This is a genomic window from Pseudomonas sp. MWU13-2862 (assembly GCF_023242495.1).
In the GTDB taxonomy this organism is placed as follows: Bacteria; Pseudomonadota; Gammaproteobacteria; order Pseudomonadales; family Pseudomonadaceae; genus Aquipseudomonas; species Aquipseudomonas gingeri_D.
Genome location: NZ_JALMEZ010000013.1, coordinates 219,910 through 237,810, shown reverse-complemented (window position 1 = coordinate 237,810; position 17,901 = coordinate 219,910). Strand labels below are relative to the sequence as shown.

Annotated in this window: 13 protein-coding genes and 1 pseudogene; 5 read left to right on the top strand and 9 right to left on the bottom strand. The window is 61.6% G+C overall.

Features of this window, described 5'->3' with window-relative positions:
- Positions 1-248: 248 nt before the first annotated feature.
- Both hrpA and aceK read right to left on the bottom strand, forming a co-directional pair.
- Positions 249-4,160, bottom strand: a complete 3,912-nt coding sequence (gene hrpA / locus M5C56_RS23385) for an ATP-dependent RNA helicase HrpA (RefSeq protein WP_103498702.1) — start codon at positions 4,158-4,160, stop codon at positions 249-251.
- A 97-nt stretch (positions 4,161-4,257) separates the two neighbouring features.
- Positions 4,258-5,979, bottom strand: coding sequence for a bifunctional isocitrate dehydrogenase kinase/phosphatase (gene aceK / locus M5C56_RS23380; RefSeq protein ID WP_103498701.1), 1,722 nt, complete (start codon positions 5,977-5,979; stop codon positions 4,258-4,260).
- Positions 5,980-6,123: 144 nt separating this feature from the next.
- Between aceK and M5C56_RS23375 the strand changes: the two genes are divergently transcribed.
- Entirely contained in the window at positions 6,124-7,035 is a 912-nt protein-coding gene (locus M5C56_RS23375; protein WP_103498700.1) for a DMT family transporter, read from the top strand.
- A gap of 219 nt (positions 7,036-7,254) precedes the next feature.
- On the opposite strand, the gene M5C56_RS23370 is transcribed toward M5C56_RS23375, so the two are convergent.
- The 3 genes from M5C56_RS23370 to cysK all read right to left on the bottom strand — a co-directional run bounded on the left by M5C56_RS23370 (position 7,255) and on the right by cysK (position 10,614).
- Positions 7,255-8,118 carry a DMT family transporter gene (locus M5C56_RS23370; protein WP_103498699.1) on the bottom strand — a complete coding sequence of 288 codons (864 nt, stop codon included), beginning with the start codon at positions 8,116-8,118 and terminating at the stop codon, positions 7,255-7,257.
- Positions 8,119-8,466: 348 nt separating this feature from the next.
- Entirely contained in the window at positions 8,467-9,405 is a 939-nt protein-coding gene (locus M5C56_RS23365; RefSeq protein WP_103498698.1) for an aspartyl/asparaginyl beta-hydroxylase domain-containing protein, read from the bottom strand.
- Positions 9,406-9,639: 234 nt separating this feature from the next.
- Positions 9,640-10,614 carry a cysteine synthase A gene (gene cysK / locus M5C56_RS23360; RefSeq protein WP_103498697.1) on the bottom strand — a complete coding sequence of 325 codons (975 nt, stop codon included), beginning with the start codon at positions 10,612-10,614 and terminating at the stop codon, positions 9,640-9,642.
- Between the two features lie 129 nt (positions 10,615-10,743).
- On the opposite strand from cysK, the gene M5C56_RS23355 reads away from it, so the two are divergent.
- The 4 genes and pseudogenes from M5C56_RS23355 to M5C56_RS32495 all read left to right on the top strand — a co-directional run.
- Positions 10,744-11,832 carry a DUF748 domain-containing protein gene (locus M5C56_RS23355; protein ID WP_103498696.1) on the top strand — a complete coding sequence of 363 codons (1,089 nt, stop codon included), beginning with the start codon at positions 10,744-10,746 and terminating at the stop codon, positions 11,830-11,832.
- Positions 11,833-11,972: 140 nt separating this feature from the next.
- Positions 11,973-12,818 carry a MoxR family ATPase gene (locus M5C56_RS23350; protein ID WP_100938900.1) on the top strand — a complete coding sequence of 282 codons (846 nt, stop codon included), beginning with the start codon at positions 11,973-11,975 and terminating at the stop codon, positions 12,816-12,818.
- A 35-nt stretch (positions 12,819-12,853) separates the two neighbouring features.
- A complete protein-coding gene (locus M5C56_RS23345; RefSeq protein WP_103498695.1) occupies positions 12,854-14,032 on the top strand; it encodes a VWA domain-containing protein in 1,179 nt (392 codons plus the stop codon).
- Positions 14,033-14,085: 53 nt separating this feature from the next.
- Positions 14,086-14,163 (top strand): annotated as a pseudogene (locus M5C56_RS32495) (outer membrane lipoprotein carrier protein LolA); the annotation flags it as partial.
- A gap of 11 nt (positions 14,164-14,174) precedes the next feature.
- Here the strand turns inward: M5C56_RS32495 and M5C56_RS23340 are convergent.
- The 4 genes from M5C56_RS23340 to M5C56_RS23325 all read right to left on the bottom strand — a co-directional run bounded on the left by M5C56_RS23340 (position 14,175) and on the right by M5C56_RS23325 (position 17,892).
- Positions 14,175-15,092, bottom strand: coding sequence for a biotin-dependent carboxyltransferase family protein (locus tag M5C56_RS23340; RefSeq protein WP_103498694.1), 918 nt, complete (start codon positions 15,090-15,092; stop codon positions 14,175-14,177).
- The gene (locus M5C56_RS23335) at positions 15,089-15,793 is read right to left on the bottom strand and encodes an allophanate hydrolase subunit 1 (RefSeq protein ID WP_103498693.1); all 705 of its coding nucleotides are present in this window, start codon (positions 15,791-15,793) and stop codon (positions 15,089-15,091) included. Before M5C56_RS23335 ends, M5C56_RS23340 begins: the two co-directional genes overlap by 4 nt.
- Positions 15,790-16,542 (bottom strand): 5-oxoprolinase subunit PxpA, encoded by a 753-nt coding sequence (locus tag M5C56_RS23330; RefSeq protein WP_103498692.1) that lies wholly within the window; start codon positions 16,540-16,542, stop codon positions 15,790-15,792. Before M5C56_RS23330 ends, M5C56_RS23335 begins: the two co-directional genes overlap by 4 nt.
- Positions 16,543-16,605: 63 nt before the next feature.
- Positions 16,606-17,892 carry an MFS transporter gene (locus tag M5C56_RS23325; protein ID WP_103498691.1) on the bottom strand — a complete coding sequence of 429 codons (1,287 nt, stop codon included), beginning with the start codon at positions 17,890-17,892 and terminating at the stop codon, positions 16,606-16,608.
- Positions 17,893-17,901: the final 9 nt, after the last annotated feature.

Here is a 17,901-nt window from a genome sequence, read left to right as displayed (position 1 = left end):
TCGTTCCTCTATTCTGTTCAGGCAGAAGGCATTGGCACATTCGTACCAATACGTAAAAGGGCCAATCCCGTCAAAACGGCAAAGGGCCTGGAGTCGTTTTCTTCCGTCCCGGTCGGGCAAGCAGCGCTCAAACCATGGAATCGGCATTTATAGCCGCCAAGTGTGCCATAAACATTGGGATTTGGCCCTAGGGCCGAGATCAAAGGAGCACAACCGGGCCCCTGGGAGCCCGGCCATAAAAACCTGCATCAGGCTTCCACCTGGCTCCATTGCTTGCTCAGGCGCTTGTCCGAAATCGGTGCCTTGGTCCCCAACTGCTGGGCAAACAGCGACACCCGATACTCTTCCAGCCACCAGCGATACAGCTCCAGTTGCGGATCGCGCTTGCCTTCCTGGGCATGCTTGGCCGCGCGCGCCTGGTATTGGGCCCAAAGTCCAGCCAGCTCAGTGCTCCAGACCCGGTCCTTCTGCACCTGGGACGGCAATTTTTCCAGGCGCAGCTCAATGGCCTTGAGGTAGCGCGGCAACTCCTTGAGCCAGACACCCGGCGTCTGCCGGACGAAACCGGGATAAACCAGCTGGCTGAGTTGCTGCTTGATGTCATTGAGTGCCACTGCCTGGGCCAGGTCGATCTTGCCCTTGAAGCGTTTTTGCAGACCGTGCCAGAGCTTGAGGGTCTCCAACGTCAGGCGCGCCAGGCGTTCGGCATGCTCGGTCCAGGCACCGCGCTTGCGTTCGGCCAGGGACGCCAGCCCGACGCCATCGCGCGGCAGGTTGTCCTCACCTTCCAGCACGCAGCTGTCGAGGCTCGCCAGCAGGATATCTTCGACCAGCGCCTCGACCCGACCCAGTTCGCGATAGAGCAAACCCAGTTCGGTCAGGCCCGGCAGCTTGCCACGAAGAAATTTCGCCGGCTCGGCCAACTGCTGCAGCAGCAGGCGCTGCAAGGCCCGGCGATGCTGGAACTCGGCTTCGGCCGGGGTGGAGAAACGCCCTTCCTTGACCGTACCGCCCTCTTCAACCAGCGCCGGGTATACCGTCATCGACAGCCCGGCGATCTTCTGCTGGGTGCTCTGGGCCACCGCGGCGAATTCCTTCGCCTGCACCGGCTGCTGGCTTTTCGCCGTCTGCGGCACGGCCAGGGCCGCCTGGCTGGCTTCGGCAAAGCGCGCCGTCAGCTCGGCCAGATCACGACCTTCGCCGAGGAACTTGCCCTGGGCGTCGACGATTTCCAGGTTCATCCGCAGGTGGCTTTCCACCTGCTGCGCCGCTTCGGCCCAGGCTTCATCGCTGACCCGCGCGCCGGTCATGCGCAGCAGCTCGCGGCCCAGGGCCTGGGGCAAGGAACCCTCGGCAAACTCGATCCGTTGCAATGCCGCCTTGACGAAATCCGGCACCGGCACGAAGTTCTTGCGCAAGGCCTTGGGCAGGTTGCGCACCAGGGCGATGCACTTGGCTTCGATCACCCCCGGCACCAGCCACTCCAGACGCTCGCCGGGCAAGGCTGGCAGCAGCGGCGCCGGCACCCGCAGGGTGACGCCATCACGCGGATGGTTGGGCTCGAAGTGATAACTCAAGGCCAGGGCCAGGTCGCCCAGGTGCAGGGTATCCGGATAGTGCGAGGCGGTGACTTCACTGGCTTCGCGGGCGAGCACATCCTCTTCGCGCATGATCAACAGTTGCGGGTCTTTCTGGCTGTGGACCCGGTACCAGCTGTCGAAGGTCGCGGTCTGGTGAATCTCCGCCGGCAGCCGCGCGTCGTAGAAGGCGAACAGGGTTTCTTCATCGGCCAGGATATCGCGACGGCGGGCCTTGGCCTCCAGCTCGTCGAGTTGTTCGAGCAATTGCTGGTTGGCGCTCAGGCACCGGGCTTTCGATTGAATCTCGCCGCGCACCAAGCCTTCGCGGATAAACAGCTCGCGGGAAGCGACCGGCTCGATGGGACCGAAGTGCACCGGACGGCGGCCGACCACGATCAGGCCGAACAGGGTGATCTGCTCGAAAGCCACGACCTGGCCGCGCTTCTTCTCCCAATGGGGCTCGAAGTGGTTCTTCTTGATCAGGTGCCCGGCCAGGGGCTCGATCCAGTCCGGCTCGATCTTGGCGACCATCCGCGCATAGAGCTTGGTGGTTTCCACCAGTTCGGCGGCCATCAGCCATTGCGGACGCTTGCGGCCCAGGCCCGAGGACGGGTGGACCCAGAAACGCCGCTGGCGGGCGCCCAGGTAGTCGCCGTCTTCGGTCTTCTGGCCGATCTGGCTGAGCAACCCGGACAACACCGCCTTGTGCAGCTTGGGATAGTCCGCCGGCTCCTTGTTGACGCTCAACTGCAGGTCGCGGCAGATCAGGCCCAATTGCCGATGGGAATCACGCCATTCGCGCATCCGCAGGTAATTGAGGAAATTCTTCCTGCACCAGTTGCGCAGCGCACTGGCGCCCAGGGCCTGGCGCTGTTCCTCGAAACCGCGCCAGACATTGATCAACCCGGCGAAATCCGAATCCACGTCCTTCCACTGCGCGTGGGCCTGGTCGGCGGCCTGCTGGCGCTCGGGCGGACGCTCACGCGGGTCCTGCACCGACATGGCGCTGGCGACGATCAACACTTCCTGCAGACTGCCGAGGGTGGCCGCCTCCAGCAACATGCGGCCCATGCGCGGGTCCACCGGCAGGCGCGCCAGTTGACGGCCCAACGGGGTCAGCTGGTTCTCGCGGGTGACCGCCGAGAGCTCCTGCAGCAGGTTGAAACCGTCGCTGATGGCCTTGCCGTCCGGCGGTTCGATAAACGGAAACGCCGTGATCTCGCCGAGCCGCAGGTGCAGCATCTGCAGGATCACCGCCGCCAGGTTGGTGCGCAGGATCTCCGGGTCGGTAAATTCCGGACGGCCGTTGAAGTCGTCCTCGCTGTACAGGCGAATGCAGATACCCGGCTCGACCCGGCCGCAACGGCCCTTGCGCTGGTTGGCGCTGGCCTGGGACACCGCTTCGATCGGCAGGCGCTGGACCTTGGCGCGGTAGCTGTAGCGGCTGATGCGTGCCGTACCGCTGTCGATCACATAGCGGATACCCGGCACGGTCAGCGAGGTTTCCGCGACGTTGGTCGCCAGCACGACCCTGCGCCCCGGATGGGACTGGAAAATCCGTTGCTGCTCGGCCGGCGACAGGCGCGCATATAAAGGAAGGATTTCGGTGTGCTTGAGCTGGGCCTTGCGCAACATGTCCGCGGCGTCGCGAATCTCCCGCTCGCCGGGCAGGAACACCAGCACATCGCCCGGGCTCTTGCGCTCGCTGCGCTCGAAGGCGGCGATCTCGTCGAGGGTGGCGATAATCGCCTGGTCGACGCTCAAGTCTTCCTCGACGCTGTTGCCCTCTTCATCCTGTTGCGAGGTCAACGGGCGATACCATGTGTCCACCGGGAAAGTCCGTCCGGACACTTCGACAATGGGTGCATCGTTGAAGTGTTTGGAAAATCGCTCCAGGTCGATGGTCGCCGAGGTGATGATGACCTTCAGGTCCGGGCGCCGGGGCAGCAGGGTTTTCAGGTAGCCCAGCAGGAAATCGATATTCAGGCTGCGCTCGTGGGCCTCGTCGACGATGATCGTGTCGTAGCGTTCCAGGTAGCGGTCGTTCTGGGTTTCCGCCAGGAGGATACCGTCGGTCATCAGCTTGACCAGGGTATTGGCCTCGCTCTGGTCCTCGAAGCGCACCTGATAACCGACCAGTGCGCCCAGGGGCGTGGCCAACTCGTCGGCGACCCGGCTCGCGACACTGCGCGCGGCGATCCGCCGTGGCTGGGTGTGGCCGATCAGACCATGCTGGCCACGGCCGATTTCCAGGCAGATCTTCGGCAACTGGGTGGTTTTACCCGAGCCGGTTTCGCCGGCGATGATCAGCACCTGGTGCTTGAGCAACGCTTCCTTGATCTCGTCACGCTTGGCGGCGATGGGCAGGCTGTCGTCATAACGAATCAACGGCACGCTCTTGGCCCGGGCCGTGACCTGGGCACAGGACGCCTGCATCCGCTCGACCCACTGGGCCAACTTGCTTTCGTCGGGCTTTTTGCGCAACTCGAGCAACTGCCGCCGCAACCGGTGGCGGTCGGCAATCATGGCCTGGTCGAGGTTTTTCAGCAGTTGGTCGATAGCGGGCGATTCGTCAGTCATCAGGTACGCAAAGGTCGTCTATTTTAGGCAGGCGCGGATTGTCGCAGATTTGCGCCGAAAAATGATGCCAACTGCGTTGCCGAACCACCCCAACGGGTTATTCGTTGCTCCAATCCTTGCGACGATAGGGAAACACGTCGATCACCTTGCCCGCCCGGATCGCCTCTTGCAGGCCTTTCCAGTAGTCGGCGTTGTACAACTCGCCATGCAACTGGTCGAACAGTCGGCGCTGCGCCATGTCGGCAAACAGGAAGGGAGGGAACTCCTCGGGGAACACGTCCAGTGGCCCGATGGAATACCAGGGCTCCGAGGCCATTTCATCCTCGGGCGTGCGCGGCGCGGGAATGTGCCGGAAGTTGGCCTCGGTGAGGAAGCAGATTTCGTCGTAGTCGTAGAACACCACACGACCATGGCGGGTGACACCGAAGTTCTTCAGCAGCATGTCGCCGGGGAAGATATTCGCCGCGGCCAGTTGCTTGATCGCCTGGCCATAATCCTCCAGCGCCTCGCGAACCTGGGCGTCATTGGCGTTTTCCAGGTACAGGTTCAGCGGGGTCATGCGCCGCTCGGTCCAGCAGTGGCGGATCAGCACCGTGTCTCCTTCGACCTGCACCGTGGACGCGGCCACCTCCAGCAACTCTTCCAGGCACGCCGGCTCGAACTTGCTCAAGGGAAAGCGGAAGTCGGCGAACTCCTGGGTGTCGGCCATGCGCCCGACCCGGTCGACGCTTTTCACCAGACGGTACTTTTCGATCACTGTGGCGCGGTCGACGTTCTTCGACGGTGAAAAGCGGTCCTTGATGATCTTGAACACGGTGTTGAAGCCCGGCAGGGTAAACACGCTCATGACCATGCCGCGCACGCCCGGGGCCATGATGAAACGGTCGTCGGTGTTGGCCAGGTGATTGATCAGTGCCCGGTAGAACTCGGACTTGCCGTGCTTGTAGAAACCGATGGAGGTGTACAGCTCGGCAATATGCTTGCCCGGCAGAATGCGCTTGAGAAAGCCGACGAACTCCGCCGGCACCGGCACATCCACCATGAAATAGGAGCGGGTGAAGGAAAAGATGATCGACACCTCGGCTTCGTCGGTGATCAACGCGTCGATCTGGATGCCATGTCCTTCGCGGTGCAATAACGGAATCACCAACGGCCATTGTTCATCATGGGTGTAGATGCGCCCCACCAGGTAGGCGCCCTTGTTGCGGTAGAGCACCGAGGAGAACAGTTCGACGCTCAACTCCGGGTCCTTGCACACCCAGTCCGGCAGGTTCTCCCGCAACCGGGCTTCCAGGCGCCGCAGGTCTCCCGGCAAATCGGCGTAGGCCTCGCTGAAGCTGTAGTCGGCGAAGATCTGTTCGAGCATACCGGACAAATCGCCCTGGGGCCGATAGATCCGGGTCTGCGCCGCCCGCGCCCGGCGTAGGGAGGGCCGGGTGGTGTGGATAAACATGCAGCCGTCGCTGATCAGGTCGTGGCTGAACAGGCCGCAAAAGGTCGAGTTGTACCAGGTCTCCGCCAGCTCATCGTCGAAACGCAGGTCGATCAGGCTGATATAGGCGCTTTTCACCAGGGGCCAGAGCGTGACATCGAGCAAGGTACTTTCATCGAAACCGGCGCGCAGCCGGGCGTTGACCTCGCCGACCTTTTCTTCATACAAATTGATCCGCGCCGCCGAAGCCACCTGCGCTTCCTGCCAGCGCGCGCCTTCGAAACGGCTGCGGGCACCATCGGTGATCTGGCGAAAGTGCTCGCGGTAATCATCGAAGCCATCGAGGATCATGCGGGCGATATCAGCGGCCGGCCATGGCTGCGGCATAGTGGAACCCCTGCGCTGTTTGTTCGAAGTTGTTCTGTTCGCGACTCGCTTGAGCTTAGAGGCCAACCCTCGGGCAACGCAACCATTGCCTTGCCAGTTACATGCGGTGACACTTGCCCGCCCTACCCTGCCAAGGAAGCCACCGTGAGACCCGTCGATATTCTGCGCATGTTCATGCTGGCCGCCGTCTGGGGCGCCAGTTTCCTGTTCATGCGGATCATTGCCCCGGTGCTCGGAGCTTTTCCCACCGCCTTTTTCCGTGTTTCGATTGCCGCTGTCGGCTTGCTGGTGATCCTCACGCTGATGCGCGTCAACTGGGACTTCAAAGGCAAGTTCAAGGTCTGCCTGATGCTCGGTGTGATCAACTCCGGGTTGCCGGCGACACTGTATTCGGTGGCGGCGCAAGTGCTGCCGGCCGGCTATTCGTCGATTTTCAACGCCACCACCCCGCTGATGGGCGTGCTGATTGGCGGCTTGTTCTTCCATGAAAAACTGAGCCTGAACAAGCTGGTGGGGATCTTCCTCGGGTTGTTCGGGGTGGCGGTACTGACCCGTGCGGGGCCGGTGACCTTTAACCTGGAATTGCTGATGGGGGCTGCGGCGTGCCTGTTGGCCACCACCAGTTACGGCTTCGCCGGTTTCCTGACCCGTCGCTGGCTCGACCATCAAGGCGGCCTCGATCCACGGCTTTCGGCCATGGGCAGCATGTTCGGCGCGACCCTGGTGATCCTGCCGTTCTTCGGCTACAGCGCCATCACCCATCCGCCGGCCAACTGGGGCGGGATAAGTGTCTGGCTGTCGCTGCTGGGGTTGGGCCTGGTGTGTACGGCGTTTGCCTACATCATGTATTTCAAACTGATCAGCGATATCGGCCCGGTCAAATCGATGACCGTGACCTTCATGATCCCGGCGTTCGGGGTGTTATGGGGGGCGCTGTTTCTCGACGAGCCACTGTCGATGGCCCATGTGTATGGCGGGGTGTTGATTGCGCTGGCCCTTTGGCTGGTGTTGAAGCCAGGGGCGGTGTTGAAGGCGGTCAGTGTGGCTGACCGCTAAATGTTGCGGTATGCCGACTGACGTCATTGCTGCAGGAGCAGAACGTGCTCGCGAGGGGGCCCTCAAGACCGCCAAAAGCTTCGCGGGCAAGCCCTGCTCCTACAGGTTTATGCCGTATGCGAAATGTGTGTTCGACACCAAACTGTAGGAGCAGGGCTTGCCCGCGAAGGGGCCATAACCGGCGCAGCAGCACTCGGCTACTGCACCGACTCTCAGCGTTTAGCCAGCCTTGCGAAACACAAACACCAACCCGACGATAATCAGCCCCATCCCCAGCATACTCAGCACCGCCAGCCGATTACCGAAGATCAGGTAATCCATCACCGCCGTCACCGCCGGCACCAGGTAGAACAGACTGGTGACATTGACCAGATTCCCTCGGGCAATCAGCCGATACAGCAACAAGGTCGCCAGCACCGAGACCACCAGCCCCATCCACAGCACCGGCAGGATAAAACCGCTGCCGGTTTCAAAGTGGAACGGCTGGAACGGTACGAAAGCCCCGCACAGCAGTAACCCGGCCAGATACTGCACCGGCAGCGTGCCCAGAGGGTTATCGGTGATACGTTTCTGCATGATCGAGCCCAAGGTCATGCTGGCCAGGGCCAACAATCCGAACAGCATCCCGGCCAGGGACATCCCGGCCAAACCGATCCCCTGGTAAACCACCAGGATCAGCCCCGCCAACCCCAGCCCCAAGCCGAACATCCGGCTCCAGGAACGCTGCCGCTCCATCAGCACCGCGGTCAGGATCGGCTGTACCCCCATGATCGTCGCCATGACCCCGGGCGTGACCTTCAGGTCCAGGGCCAGCAGATAGAAAATCTGATAGGCCCCCAGCAGCACCAGCCCGGTCGCCGCCGCGTAGAACAACGGCTTGCCCATCCGCGGCAGCTTGAACTTGAGCAATGGCACCAACACCACCAACCCCAACAGGGCGATGGAAAAACGGATCAACAGAAAAGCGAACGGCGAAGCATGCGCCAAGCCCCACTTGGAGAAAATCGCCCCACTACTCCAGAGCAGGACAAACAGAGTCGTCGAGGCCGCCGCGGTTGCGGATTGTTTGGAAAAAGCCAACATGGATACCACCCGTGATTCAGGCAAAAGCCGATTCAGCCCAAGGCTGAACATTCAGTAGTTTTTTTCAGGCGGGCACAGGGGAACAGCAAACGCTGCTGATCAGCCCGAAACGCCAACATCCGGCGGTGATACGACTGCGTACACCGGCGTGCTACTGACAGGTGGGGGGTAATGACTGATCTGCGCAGGCTGTTGGTTCCCGCACGGCACGACCACAGCGTTGAGCGCTGAATCGACTACCGCATTGAGAAAGGAAACCGGCATGGGCTGATCTTTTGCTGAGGGAGGTGAATCGGTTGAAACACCGAGCGCCGACTATAACCAGCGCCCGGTCGCAATTGCAACAGGTCAGCCGAACAGCCAATAGCCGAGGGCGGCGAACACCACTACCGCCAGCACTGGGCGCATGGCGCGATAAGCCTTCGGATTGGCACGCTTGAAACGCTTGACCACACCGCTGATGCTGTCGCTGAAGCGCTTGCTCCAGGCATAAGCCTGGTTGATCCCGCCGACCCGCTCATCATCGAGGTTCTGCGGCGCGGTGGCGCGGCCGAGGAAGGCGCTGACCCGGCGGTTGACCGCAGTCATGAAGCGGCTGCTCAGCGGACGCTCGATATCGCAGAACAGAATAACCCGGGTCTGCTCGGTTTCATTCTTGACCCAGTGCACGTAGGTCTCGTCGAACATCACGTCTTCACCGTCGCGCCAGGCGTAGACCTGACCATCGACGAAAATCCGGCAATCGTCGGAGTTCGGCGTGGACAACCCCAGGTGATAACGCAGGGAACCGGCAAAGGGGTCACGGTGCGGGTTGAGGTGACTGCCACCCGGCAACAGGGCGAACATCGCGCCCTTGACGTTGGGGATCGAGTTCACCAGTGCCACGGTTTTCGGGCAGAGCAGTTCGGCCGACGGCAGGGCCTTGTCGTACCACTTGAGATAGAAACGCTTCCAGCCCTTCTTGAAGAACGAGCCGAAACCGGCGTCGTTGTTCTTCTCGGCGGCGCGGATATAGCCCTCATCAAACAGATGCATGGCCTCTTCGCGGATCACTTCCCAGTTGTCCTTGAGCACATCCAGCTCGGGAAACTTGCTGCGGTCCAGGTAAGGCTTGGAGGGTACGCTGGAAAACAGGTACATCAAGGCGTTGTACGGCGCGAACGCGGCGGAATGGTTGACGAATTGGCGCAACAGGGGCAACCGCGCCTTGCCGCGCAGATGCACGTAAAGCGTACTGCCCAGGAACAGCAGCAGGACTGCGGCCTTGGCGGCAAAGGAAAAGGTCATTCAACACTCCTCGAAAATGGGCAACGCACGCGTGGCCTGTACAACTTGACTCACCCGACGTGGCAGCCGGCCATGATAAACATTACCGGCGCCGGGAAAAACCCATGCCTTCACAGATTCAACGTTGCCGATCCGGCAATAAAGCATCTGTTTAACAGGAAACCGCTGAACGGTAGCTGATCCAGATCAGCGGATTCTGCCCTGTCCTCCAAGCCTGAAGCGCCGCTACCCGGCTTACTGCTGAATTTCCTGCTCGCTGAACAGATCGCTGAACAGCATGCTCGACAGGTAACGTTCACCGGAGTCCGGCAACACCACCACGATGGTCTTGCCCTGCATTTCCGGCGTCTGCGCCAGCCGCACGGCAACGGCCATGGCCGCGCCGCAGGAAATCCCGCACAGAATCCCCTCTTCCCGCATCAGCCGCAGGGCCATGGCCTTGGACTCCTCATCGGTGACCAGCTCCACCCGGTCGACCATCGCCAGATCGAGGTTTTTCGGCACGAAACCGGCGCCGATGCCCTGGATCTTGTGCGGGCTGGGCTTGACCTCGGCCCCGGCCAGGGTCTGGCTGATCACTGGCGAGGTGGCCGGCTCCACCGCCACCGAGAGGATCGGCTTGTGTTTGGTCAGCTTGATATAACGGGAAACCCCGGTAATGGTCCCGCCGGTGCCGACACCGGCCACCAGCACATCCACCGCGCCGTCGGTATCGTTCCAGATTTCCGGGCCGGTGGTCTTTTCATGAATGGCCGGGTTGGCCGGGTTGTCGAACTGCGCCGGCATGAAGTACAGGGCCGGATTGCTGGCAACAATCTCCGTGGCCTTTTCGATCGCGCCTTTCATGCCCTTGGCCGGCTCGGTCAACACCAGCTCGGCGCCCAGCGCCTTGAGCACCTTGCGCCGCTCCAGGCTCATGGAGGACGGCATGGTCAGCAGCAGCTTGTAGCCCCGGGCGGCGGCGACGAACGCCAGGCCGATGCCGGTATTGCCGGAAGTCGGTTCGACAATGGTCATGCCCGGCTTCAATTTTCCGCTGCTTTCCGCGTCCCAGATCATATTGGCGCCGATCCGGCATTTCACCGAATAGCCTGGGTTACGCCCTTCGATCTTGGCCAGGATCGTCACACCCCGAGGCGCGATACGGTTGATCTGAACCAGGGGCGTATTACCGATGGAATGGGCGTTGTCGGCGAAAATACGGCTCATGACGGGGTCCTTTGGGCAACGGTGAGTTGGCTTTCAAGGGTATGCCCCGAGCTGGCGGGCGTCCAGTCATGGCGAACGTATAGCGTTGCCGGGGGTCCATCGCCTATAGACAACCTTCGGGACACCACCATGAAACGTCGTTACAGCTGGCCATTGTGGGGACTGGCGAGCCTGGCCCTGCTGCTGGTGGTCCTGGACCTGGCCCTGCCTTCCCTGGTGCGTCACTATTTGAATGAAAAACTCGCCGATATGGGCGATTACCGCGGCCAGGTGACGGATGTCGACCTGGCCCTGTGGCGCGGCGCCTACAAGATCAACGGCCTGGAGATCGTCAAGGTCACCGGCAAGGTGCCCGTGCCGTTCGTCAAGGCGCCGTTGATCGACCTGTCGGTGAGCTGGAAATCCCTGTGGGAAAACCATGCGGTGGTGGCACAGGTGCTGTTCGTCAAACCGGAACTGAACTTCGTCGACGGCGGCGCCAACAACAAACAGGCATCCCAGACCGGTCAAGGCACCGACTGGCGGGCTCAGTTGGGCAAACTGCTGCCCATCACCCTCAATGAGGTGCGCATCACTGACGGGCATATCACCTTCCGTAACTTCAATTCCAAACCGGTGGTCAACCTGCAGGCCACCCAGGTCAATGCCAACCTCTACAACCTGACCAACGTCGTCGACCTCAAGGACCACCGCGACGCCCGTTTCGAGGGCAAGGCCTTGTTGCTCGGGCAAGCACCCCTGGAAACCAACGCCACCTTCGATCCGCTGAGCAATTTCGAGGATTTCGAATTCCGCCTGCGGGCCACCGGCATTGAATTGCGGCGCGTCAACGACTTCGCTTCGGCCTACGGCAAATTCGATTTCAACGCCGGCAGCGGCGACCTGGTGATCGAGGCCCAGGCCCATAAAGGCCAGCTCACCGGCTATATCAAGCCATTGCTGCATGATGTCGAGGTATTCAACTGGCAACAGGACGTCGAGAACCCGGACAAGAGCATCTTGCGCTCGGTGTGGGAGGCTCTCGTCGGTACCGGCGAAACCCTGTTGAAGAACCAGCAGAAAAACCAGTTCGCCACCCGCGTGGAACTCAGTGGCAGCGTTCACCAGCAGGATATCAGCGCGTTCCAGGCCTTTTTGCAGATCTTGCACAACGGATTTATCCAGGCCTTCAATGCTCGTTACGAACAACCGCAGCCGACGACTGGCCAGAAGCCCTGACCGGGTCAGGATCTGACGCCCCATTCAGAGACTGAATAAGCCGTCTGCGTTCACACTCGACCGGGCGCCGCGTTATAGTCAGGGATGATTTTTTTCCGCCCGCCCCAAACCGGCCGGCGTTATCGTCCGAGGAATTGCAGATGAAGTTCGAAGGCACCCAGGCCTACGTTGCCACCGATGACCTGAAGCTGGCCGTGAATGCCGCCATCACCCTGGAGCGTCCGCTGCTGGTCAAGGGCGAACCCGGCACCGGCAAGACCATGCTGGCCGAGCAACTGGCCGAATCCTTTGGCGCCAAGCTGATCACCTGGCACATCAAGTCCACCACCAAGGCGCACCAGGGTCTCTACGAGTACGACGCGGTCAGCCGCCTGCGCGACTCGCAGCTGGGCAACGAAAAGGTCCACGACGTTCGCAATTACCTGAAAAAGGGCAAGCTGTGGGAAGCCTTCGAATCCGAAGAGCGGGTGATCCTGCTGATCGACGAAATCGACAAGGCCGACATCGAGTTCCCCAACGACCTGCTGCAAGAACTCGACAAGATGGAGTTCTACGTCTACGAGATCGATGAAACCATCAAGGCGAAAAAACGCCCGATCATCATCATCACCTCCAACAACGAGAAAGAGTTGCCGGACGCCTTCCTGCGCCGCTGCTTCTTCCACTACATCGCCTTCCCGGACCGCGTCACCCTGCAGAAGATCGTCGACGTGCATTATCCGAACATCAAGAAGGACCTGGTCAGCGAAGCCCTCGACGTGTTCTTCGACGTGCGCAAGGTCCCGGGCCTGAAGAAAAAGCCCTCGACCTCGGAACTGGTGGACTGGCTGAAACTGCTGATGGCAGACAATATCGGCGAAGCGGTGCTGCGCGAGCGTGATCCGACCAAGGCCATTCCGCCCCTGGCCGGTGCCCTGGTGAAGAACGAACAGGACGTGCAACTGCTTGAACGCCTGGCGTTCATGAGCCGTCGCGGCAGCCGCTGAGTTCGCTTTTTTCAACAAAAGCGGGGGCGATTGCCATGCTGCTCAACCTGTTCAATGAAATGCGCGCCGCCAAGGTTCCGGTGTCGGTGCGCGAACTGCTCGATCTGATCAACGCACTGAAACAGCGCGTGACCTTCGCCGACATGGACGAGTTCTACTACCTCGCCCGGGCGATCCTGGTGAAGGACGAGCGGCATTTCGACAAATTCGACCGGGCTTTCGGCGCCTACTTCAATGGCCTGGAAAAACTCGACGATCACCTTCAGGCCTTGATTCCCGAAGAATGGTTGCGCAAGGAATTCGAACGCTCGCTGAGCGCCGAGGAACGCGCGCAGATCCAGTCCCTCGGCGGCCTGGACAAGCTGATCGAGGAATTCAAGAAGCGCCTGGAAGAACAGAAGGAACGCCACGCCGGCGGCAACAAATGGATCGGCACCGGCGGTACCAGCCCGTTCGGCTCGGGCGGTTTCAACCCCGAAGGCATTCGCGTCGGCGACGCCGGCCAGCGCCAGGGCAAGGCGGTCAAGGTCTGGGACCAGCGCGAGTACAAGAACCTCGACGACCAGGTCGAACTGGGCACGCGCAATATCAAGATCGCCTTGCGTCGCCTGCGCAAGTTCGCGCGCCAGGGCGCGGCGGAAGAACTGGATATCGATGGCACCATCGACCACACCGCTCGCGATGCCGGATTGCTGAATATCCAGATGCGCCCGGAGCGACGCAACACCATCAAGTTGCTGCTGTTGTTCGATATCGGCGGCTCGATGGACGCCCATGTGAAGATCTGCGAGGAGTTGTTCTCGGCCTGCAAGACCGAGTTCAAGCACCTGGAGTACTTCTACTTCCACAACTTCATCTATGAGTCAGTGTGGAAGAACAACCTGCGGCGGGGTTCGGAAAGCACGTCGACCCAGGACCTGCTGCACAAGTACGGGGCCGACTACAAAGTGATTTTCGTCGGCGATGCGGCCATGGCCCCCTATGAAATCACCCAGGCCGGTGGCAGCGTCGAGCACTGGAACGAAGAAGCCGGTTATGTGTGGATGCAACGCTTCATGGCCAAGTACAAGAAACTGGTCTGGATCAACCCGTATCCGAAGGACACCTGGAATTACACCGCGTCGACCGGGATCGTTCGGGATCTGGTGGAGGACCAGATGTATCCGCTGACCTTGCGCGGGTTGGAGGAAGGAATGCGGTTTCTGTCCAAGTAGAACCGCATCGACCGGTCCGACGCACGATCCCTGTAGGAGCGAGCTTGCTCGCGATGGTCGTTAACGATGACGCGGGGCACCTGATCCCCCACGGTGCCTGGGCTACCATCGCGAGCAAGCTCGCTCCTACAGGGGGGCGGTGTCAGGCGAACCGGCGCATGAATTCGACCTGCTGCCGATGCGCCGTCTCCTGCACCACCGGCGCCAGCCTGATCTGGGTCCCTGGCAGACATTGCGCCAATCGCGCCAGCGACAATGGCGTCAACGCCCCCAAACGTGGATAACCGCCAATGGTCTGCCGGTCGTTGAGCAATACGATCGGCTGCCCATCCGGCGGCACCTGGATCGCTCCCAGGGGAATGCCCTCGGAAATCATCGGCTCGCCCTGATACTTCAACTCCGGCCCCAACAGCCGAATCCCCATGCGATCGGCGCGACTGTCCAGGGTCCAGACACTGTTGAATGCATCGAACAGACTTTGTCCGCTGAACTCACCGATCTGCGCGCCGAGCACCACCTGCAACGGCGCGCTGGAGCTGAAATCCGGCACCTGCGCCCCTGACAATCCTCTCGGCGTCGACGCCTCCCCGCGATACTCCAAACGCCCGCCCTTGGCCAAGGGCCGCCCCATACCATCCAGCCCACCGAGTTCCTCACGAACCACACAAGCGGCACTGCCAAGGACCTGCGGCGCGATAAAACCACCCGGCGCCGCCAGATACGCCCGCGCCCCCGACAACGGCTGCGTCAATTGCAGACGCTGGCCTTTCCTCAAGACAAAACTGCACCAGGGTGCCAACGCCTGACCATCCACCCGCGCGCCGAGATCGGCACCGGCCAGGGCCAGGCAGCAATCCTCCTCAGCCACCAGCGTCAGCCCGCCCAAGGTCACTTCCACCACCGCGGCGTCCGGCGCATTGCCCAGCAGATGGTTGGCCCAGAACATCGAGACCCAATCCAGCGCACCGCCCTGGGTCACGCCCAGATGACGCACGCCAAACCGCCCCGCATCCTGCAACAGGCACAGAGGCGTACTCGCCTCGATCGACAGATGGCTCATGCCAAGCCCTCCAGCGGCGTGTCATCGCCGCCCAACGTAATGAATTCAGCGTGATCGATCGCGGCAAAACGCACCGTATCGCCCGGCTGCATCAGGCTGTAACCGTCACGTTCACGGTCGAACAGCTTGCTCGGGGTACGCCCGATCAGGTTCCAGCCCCCCGGGGAAACCACCGGATAAGCCGCGGTCTGGCGTTCGGCAATGCCCACGCTCCCCGCCGCCACCCGCTTGCGCGGCGTGCTGATACGCGGCGCGGCCAGTCGTTCGTCGACCAATCCCATAAAGGCGAACCCCGGGGCAAAACCCAAGGCGAACACCTGATACTCACGCTCGCTGTGACGGCGAATCACCTCGCTGACCGACCAGCCGCTACGTTCGGCCAACAAGCCCAGCTCCGGACCGACACTCGGGTCGTACCACACCGGCAACACATGGCATTGACCACCAGCCCCGGTGTTCGGGGTCAGGTCGGTCAAGGCCTCGGCAATCAGTTCCCGGGCCTGGGACGGGCTCAACGCCAGCAGGTCGTAATGCACCATCAAGGTGGTATAGGACGGCACCAGGTCGATCAGGTGCCCGGCAAATCCAGCCCGCAAATGCTCACCGGCGGCAAGCATCCACGGCATGTTTTCCTCGGCGATCACCTCGAACAGCCGCACCATCAGACAGTCGATCCCGACCACTTCGATCCGTGGCTTCATACGGCAGGCTGCCGATCCAGGGCCTCGCGGATACGCTGCACCGCAGCCACCGAACTGGCGTTGTCGCCGTGCACGCACAGGGTATTGGCCTGCAGGCGCAGCGCACTGCCATCGCTGGCGATAAGGTTGTCACCACGGGCAATGGTCAGAGCCTGCTCGACGATCCGTTCAGGCTCGTGATGCACGGCACCGGGCAACTGCCGTGAAACCAGGCGCCCGGCGCTGTCGTAGGCACGGTCGGCAAAAGCCTCGAACCACAGCTCGACACCGTATTCATCGCCCAGGGCCTGGGCCGCGCTGTTGTCGCGCATCGCCAGCAGCATCAACGGCAGGTCCCCGCCGTAGGCGGCAATCGCCTGGATCACCGCCCGCAGTTGCTCGGGATTGGCCATCATGTCGTTGTACATCGCGCCGTGGGGCTTGACGTAACTGACCCGGGCGCCCTGCGCCCGGCAGATACCGTCCAGCGCGCCGATCTGGTAATGCAGCAGATCCTGGATTTCCTGGGGCGTACAGGCCATGGAGCGGCGGCCGAACCCCACCAGATCGGGATAGGCCGGGTGGGCCCCGATACGCACATCGTTGGCCAGGGCCAGCGTCACCGTCTTGCGCATGATGCTCGGATCGCCCGCGTGATAACCGCAGGCCACATTGGCGCAATCGATAAACGGCATGACCTGCGCATCCAGACCCATGGTCCAGTTGCCATAGCTTTCGCCGATATCGCAATTTAATAACAAGCGGCTCACGGTGGTTGCTCCTGTGGGCTTTTAACTTTTCTTAATGTGGGACTTTTCGCAAATACCCACAGATTACTGCGCTTCGAGTTCCTTGCCACGGGTTTCCGGCAGGCTCAGGGCCGCGAGAATTACCACGCCGTAGGACACGGCGGCAAAAGCGCCGATCCCCAGGCTCAAGGACACTTTCTGGCTGAGCAGGCCGATCAGCAGCGGAAAAAACGCCGCCAATGCCCGCCCGATGTTGTAGCAAAAACCTTGGCCCGAACCGCGAATCCGCGTAGGGAAGAGTTCGGTGAGAAACGCGCCCATGCCGCTGAAAATCCCCGAGGCGAAAAAGCCCAGGGGCAAGCCCAGCCAGAGCATGACTTCGTTGCTGACCTGCAGCTGGGTGTACAACAGCACGATAATGAAGGAGCCGACGGCGAACAGGATGAAGTTCTTCTTGCGCCCCAGCAGATCGGTCAGGTACGCGCTGATCACATAACCGATGTAGGAACCGGCGATCACCATGGCCAGGTAACCGCCCGTGCCGAGTACGCTCAGGCCGCGCTCGGTCTTCAGATAGGTCGGCAACCAAGCAGTGATGGCGTAATAACCACCCAGCGCGCCGGTGGTCAACAGGGAAGCCCGCAGGGTCGTACTGAGCATGCCCGGGGCAAAGATCTCGTAGAAGTGCGTCGGGTTGCTCGGGGCTTCCTGGTTCTTGGCCTGGCGATAGACCTCCGGGTCCTTGACCAGGCGCCGAACGAAAATCACAAAGATCGCCGGCACGATGCCCAATACGAACAGGGCACGCCAGGCGTCCTCGGGCGGCAGCAGGGAAAACAACAATGCATAGAGGATCGCGGTCAAACCCCAGCCCAGGGCCCAGCCCGATTGCACCATGCCGACCGCCTTGCCGCGATCCTTGGCGCGGATCACCTCGCCCATCAGCACCGCACCGGCGGTCCATTCCCCGCCGAAACCGAAGCCCATCAAGGTCCGGGCCACCAGCAACTGGTGGTAGTTCTGGGCAAAGCCGCAGAGAAAGGTGAACACGGCGAACCAGAGCACCGTCAGTTGCAGGGTGCGTACCCGGCCGATGCGGTCGGAGAGAATCCCGGCGATCCAGCCACCAAGGGCCGAGGCAATCAGGGTACTGGTGGAAATCAGCCCGGCCTGGCCGGTGGTGAGGCCCCAGAGGGCGATCAGCGTCGGGATGACGAAACTGAGCATCTGGGTGTCCATGCCATCCAGGCCGTAACCGATCTTGCAACTCCAGAACGTACGACGCTCCTGCTGATCGAGGTTGCGATACCAGGTGAAAGGACCGGGTGGGCCCTCGGCTTGGGTGACATCCAGCGAGCCTGGCGTAGTCATGGGGGGAAG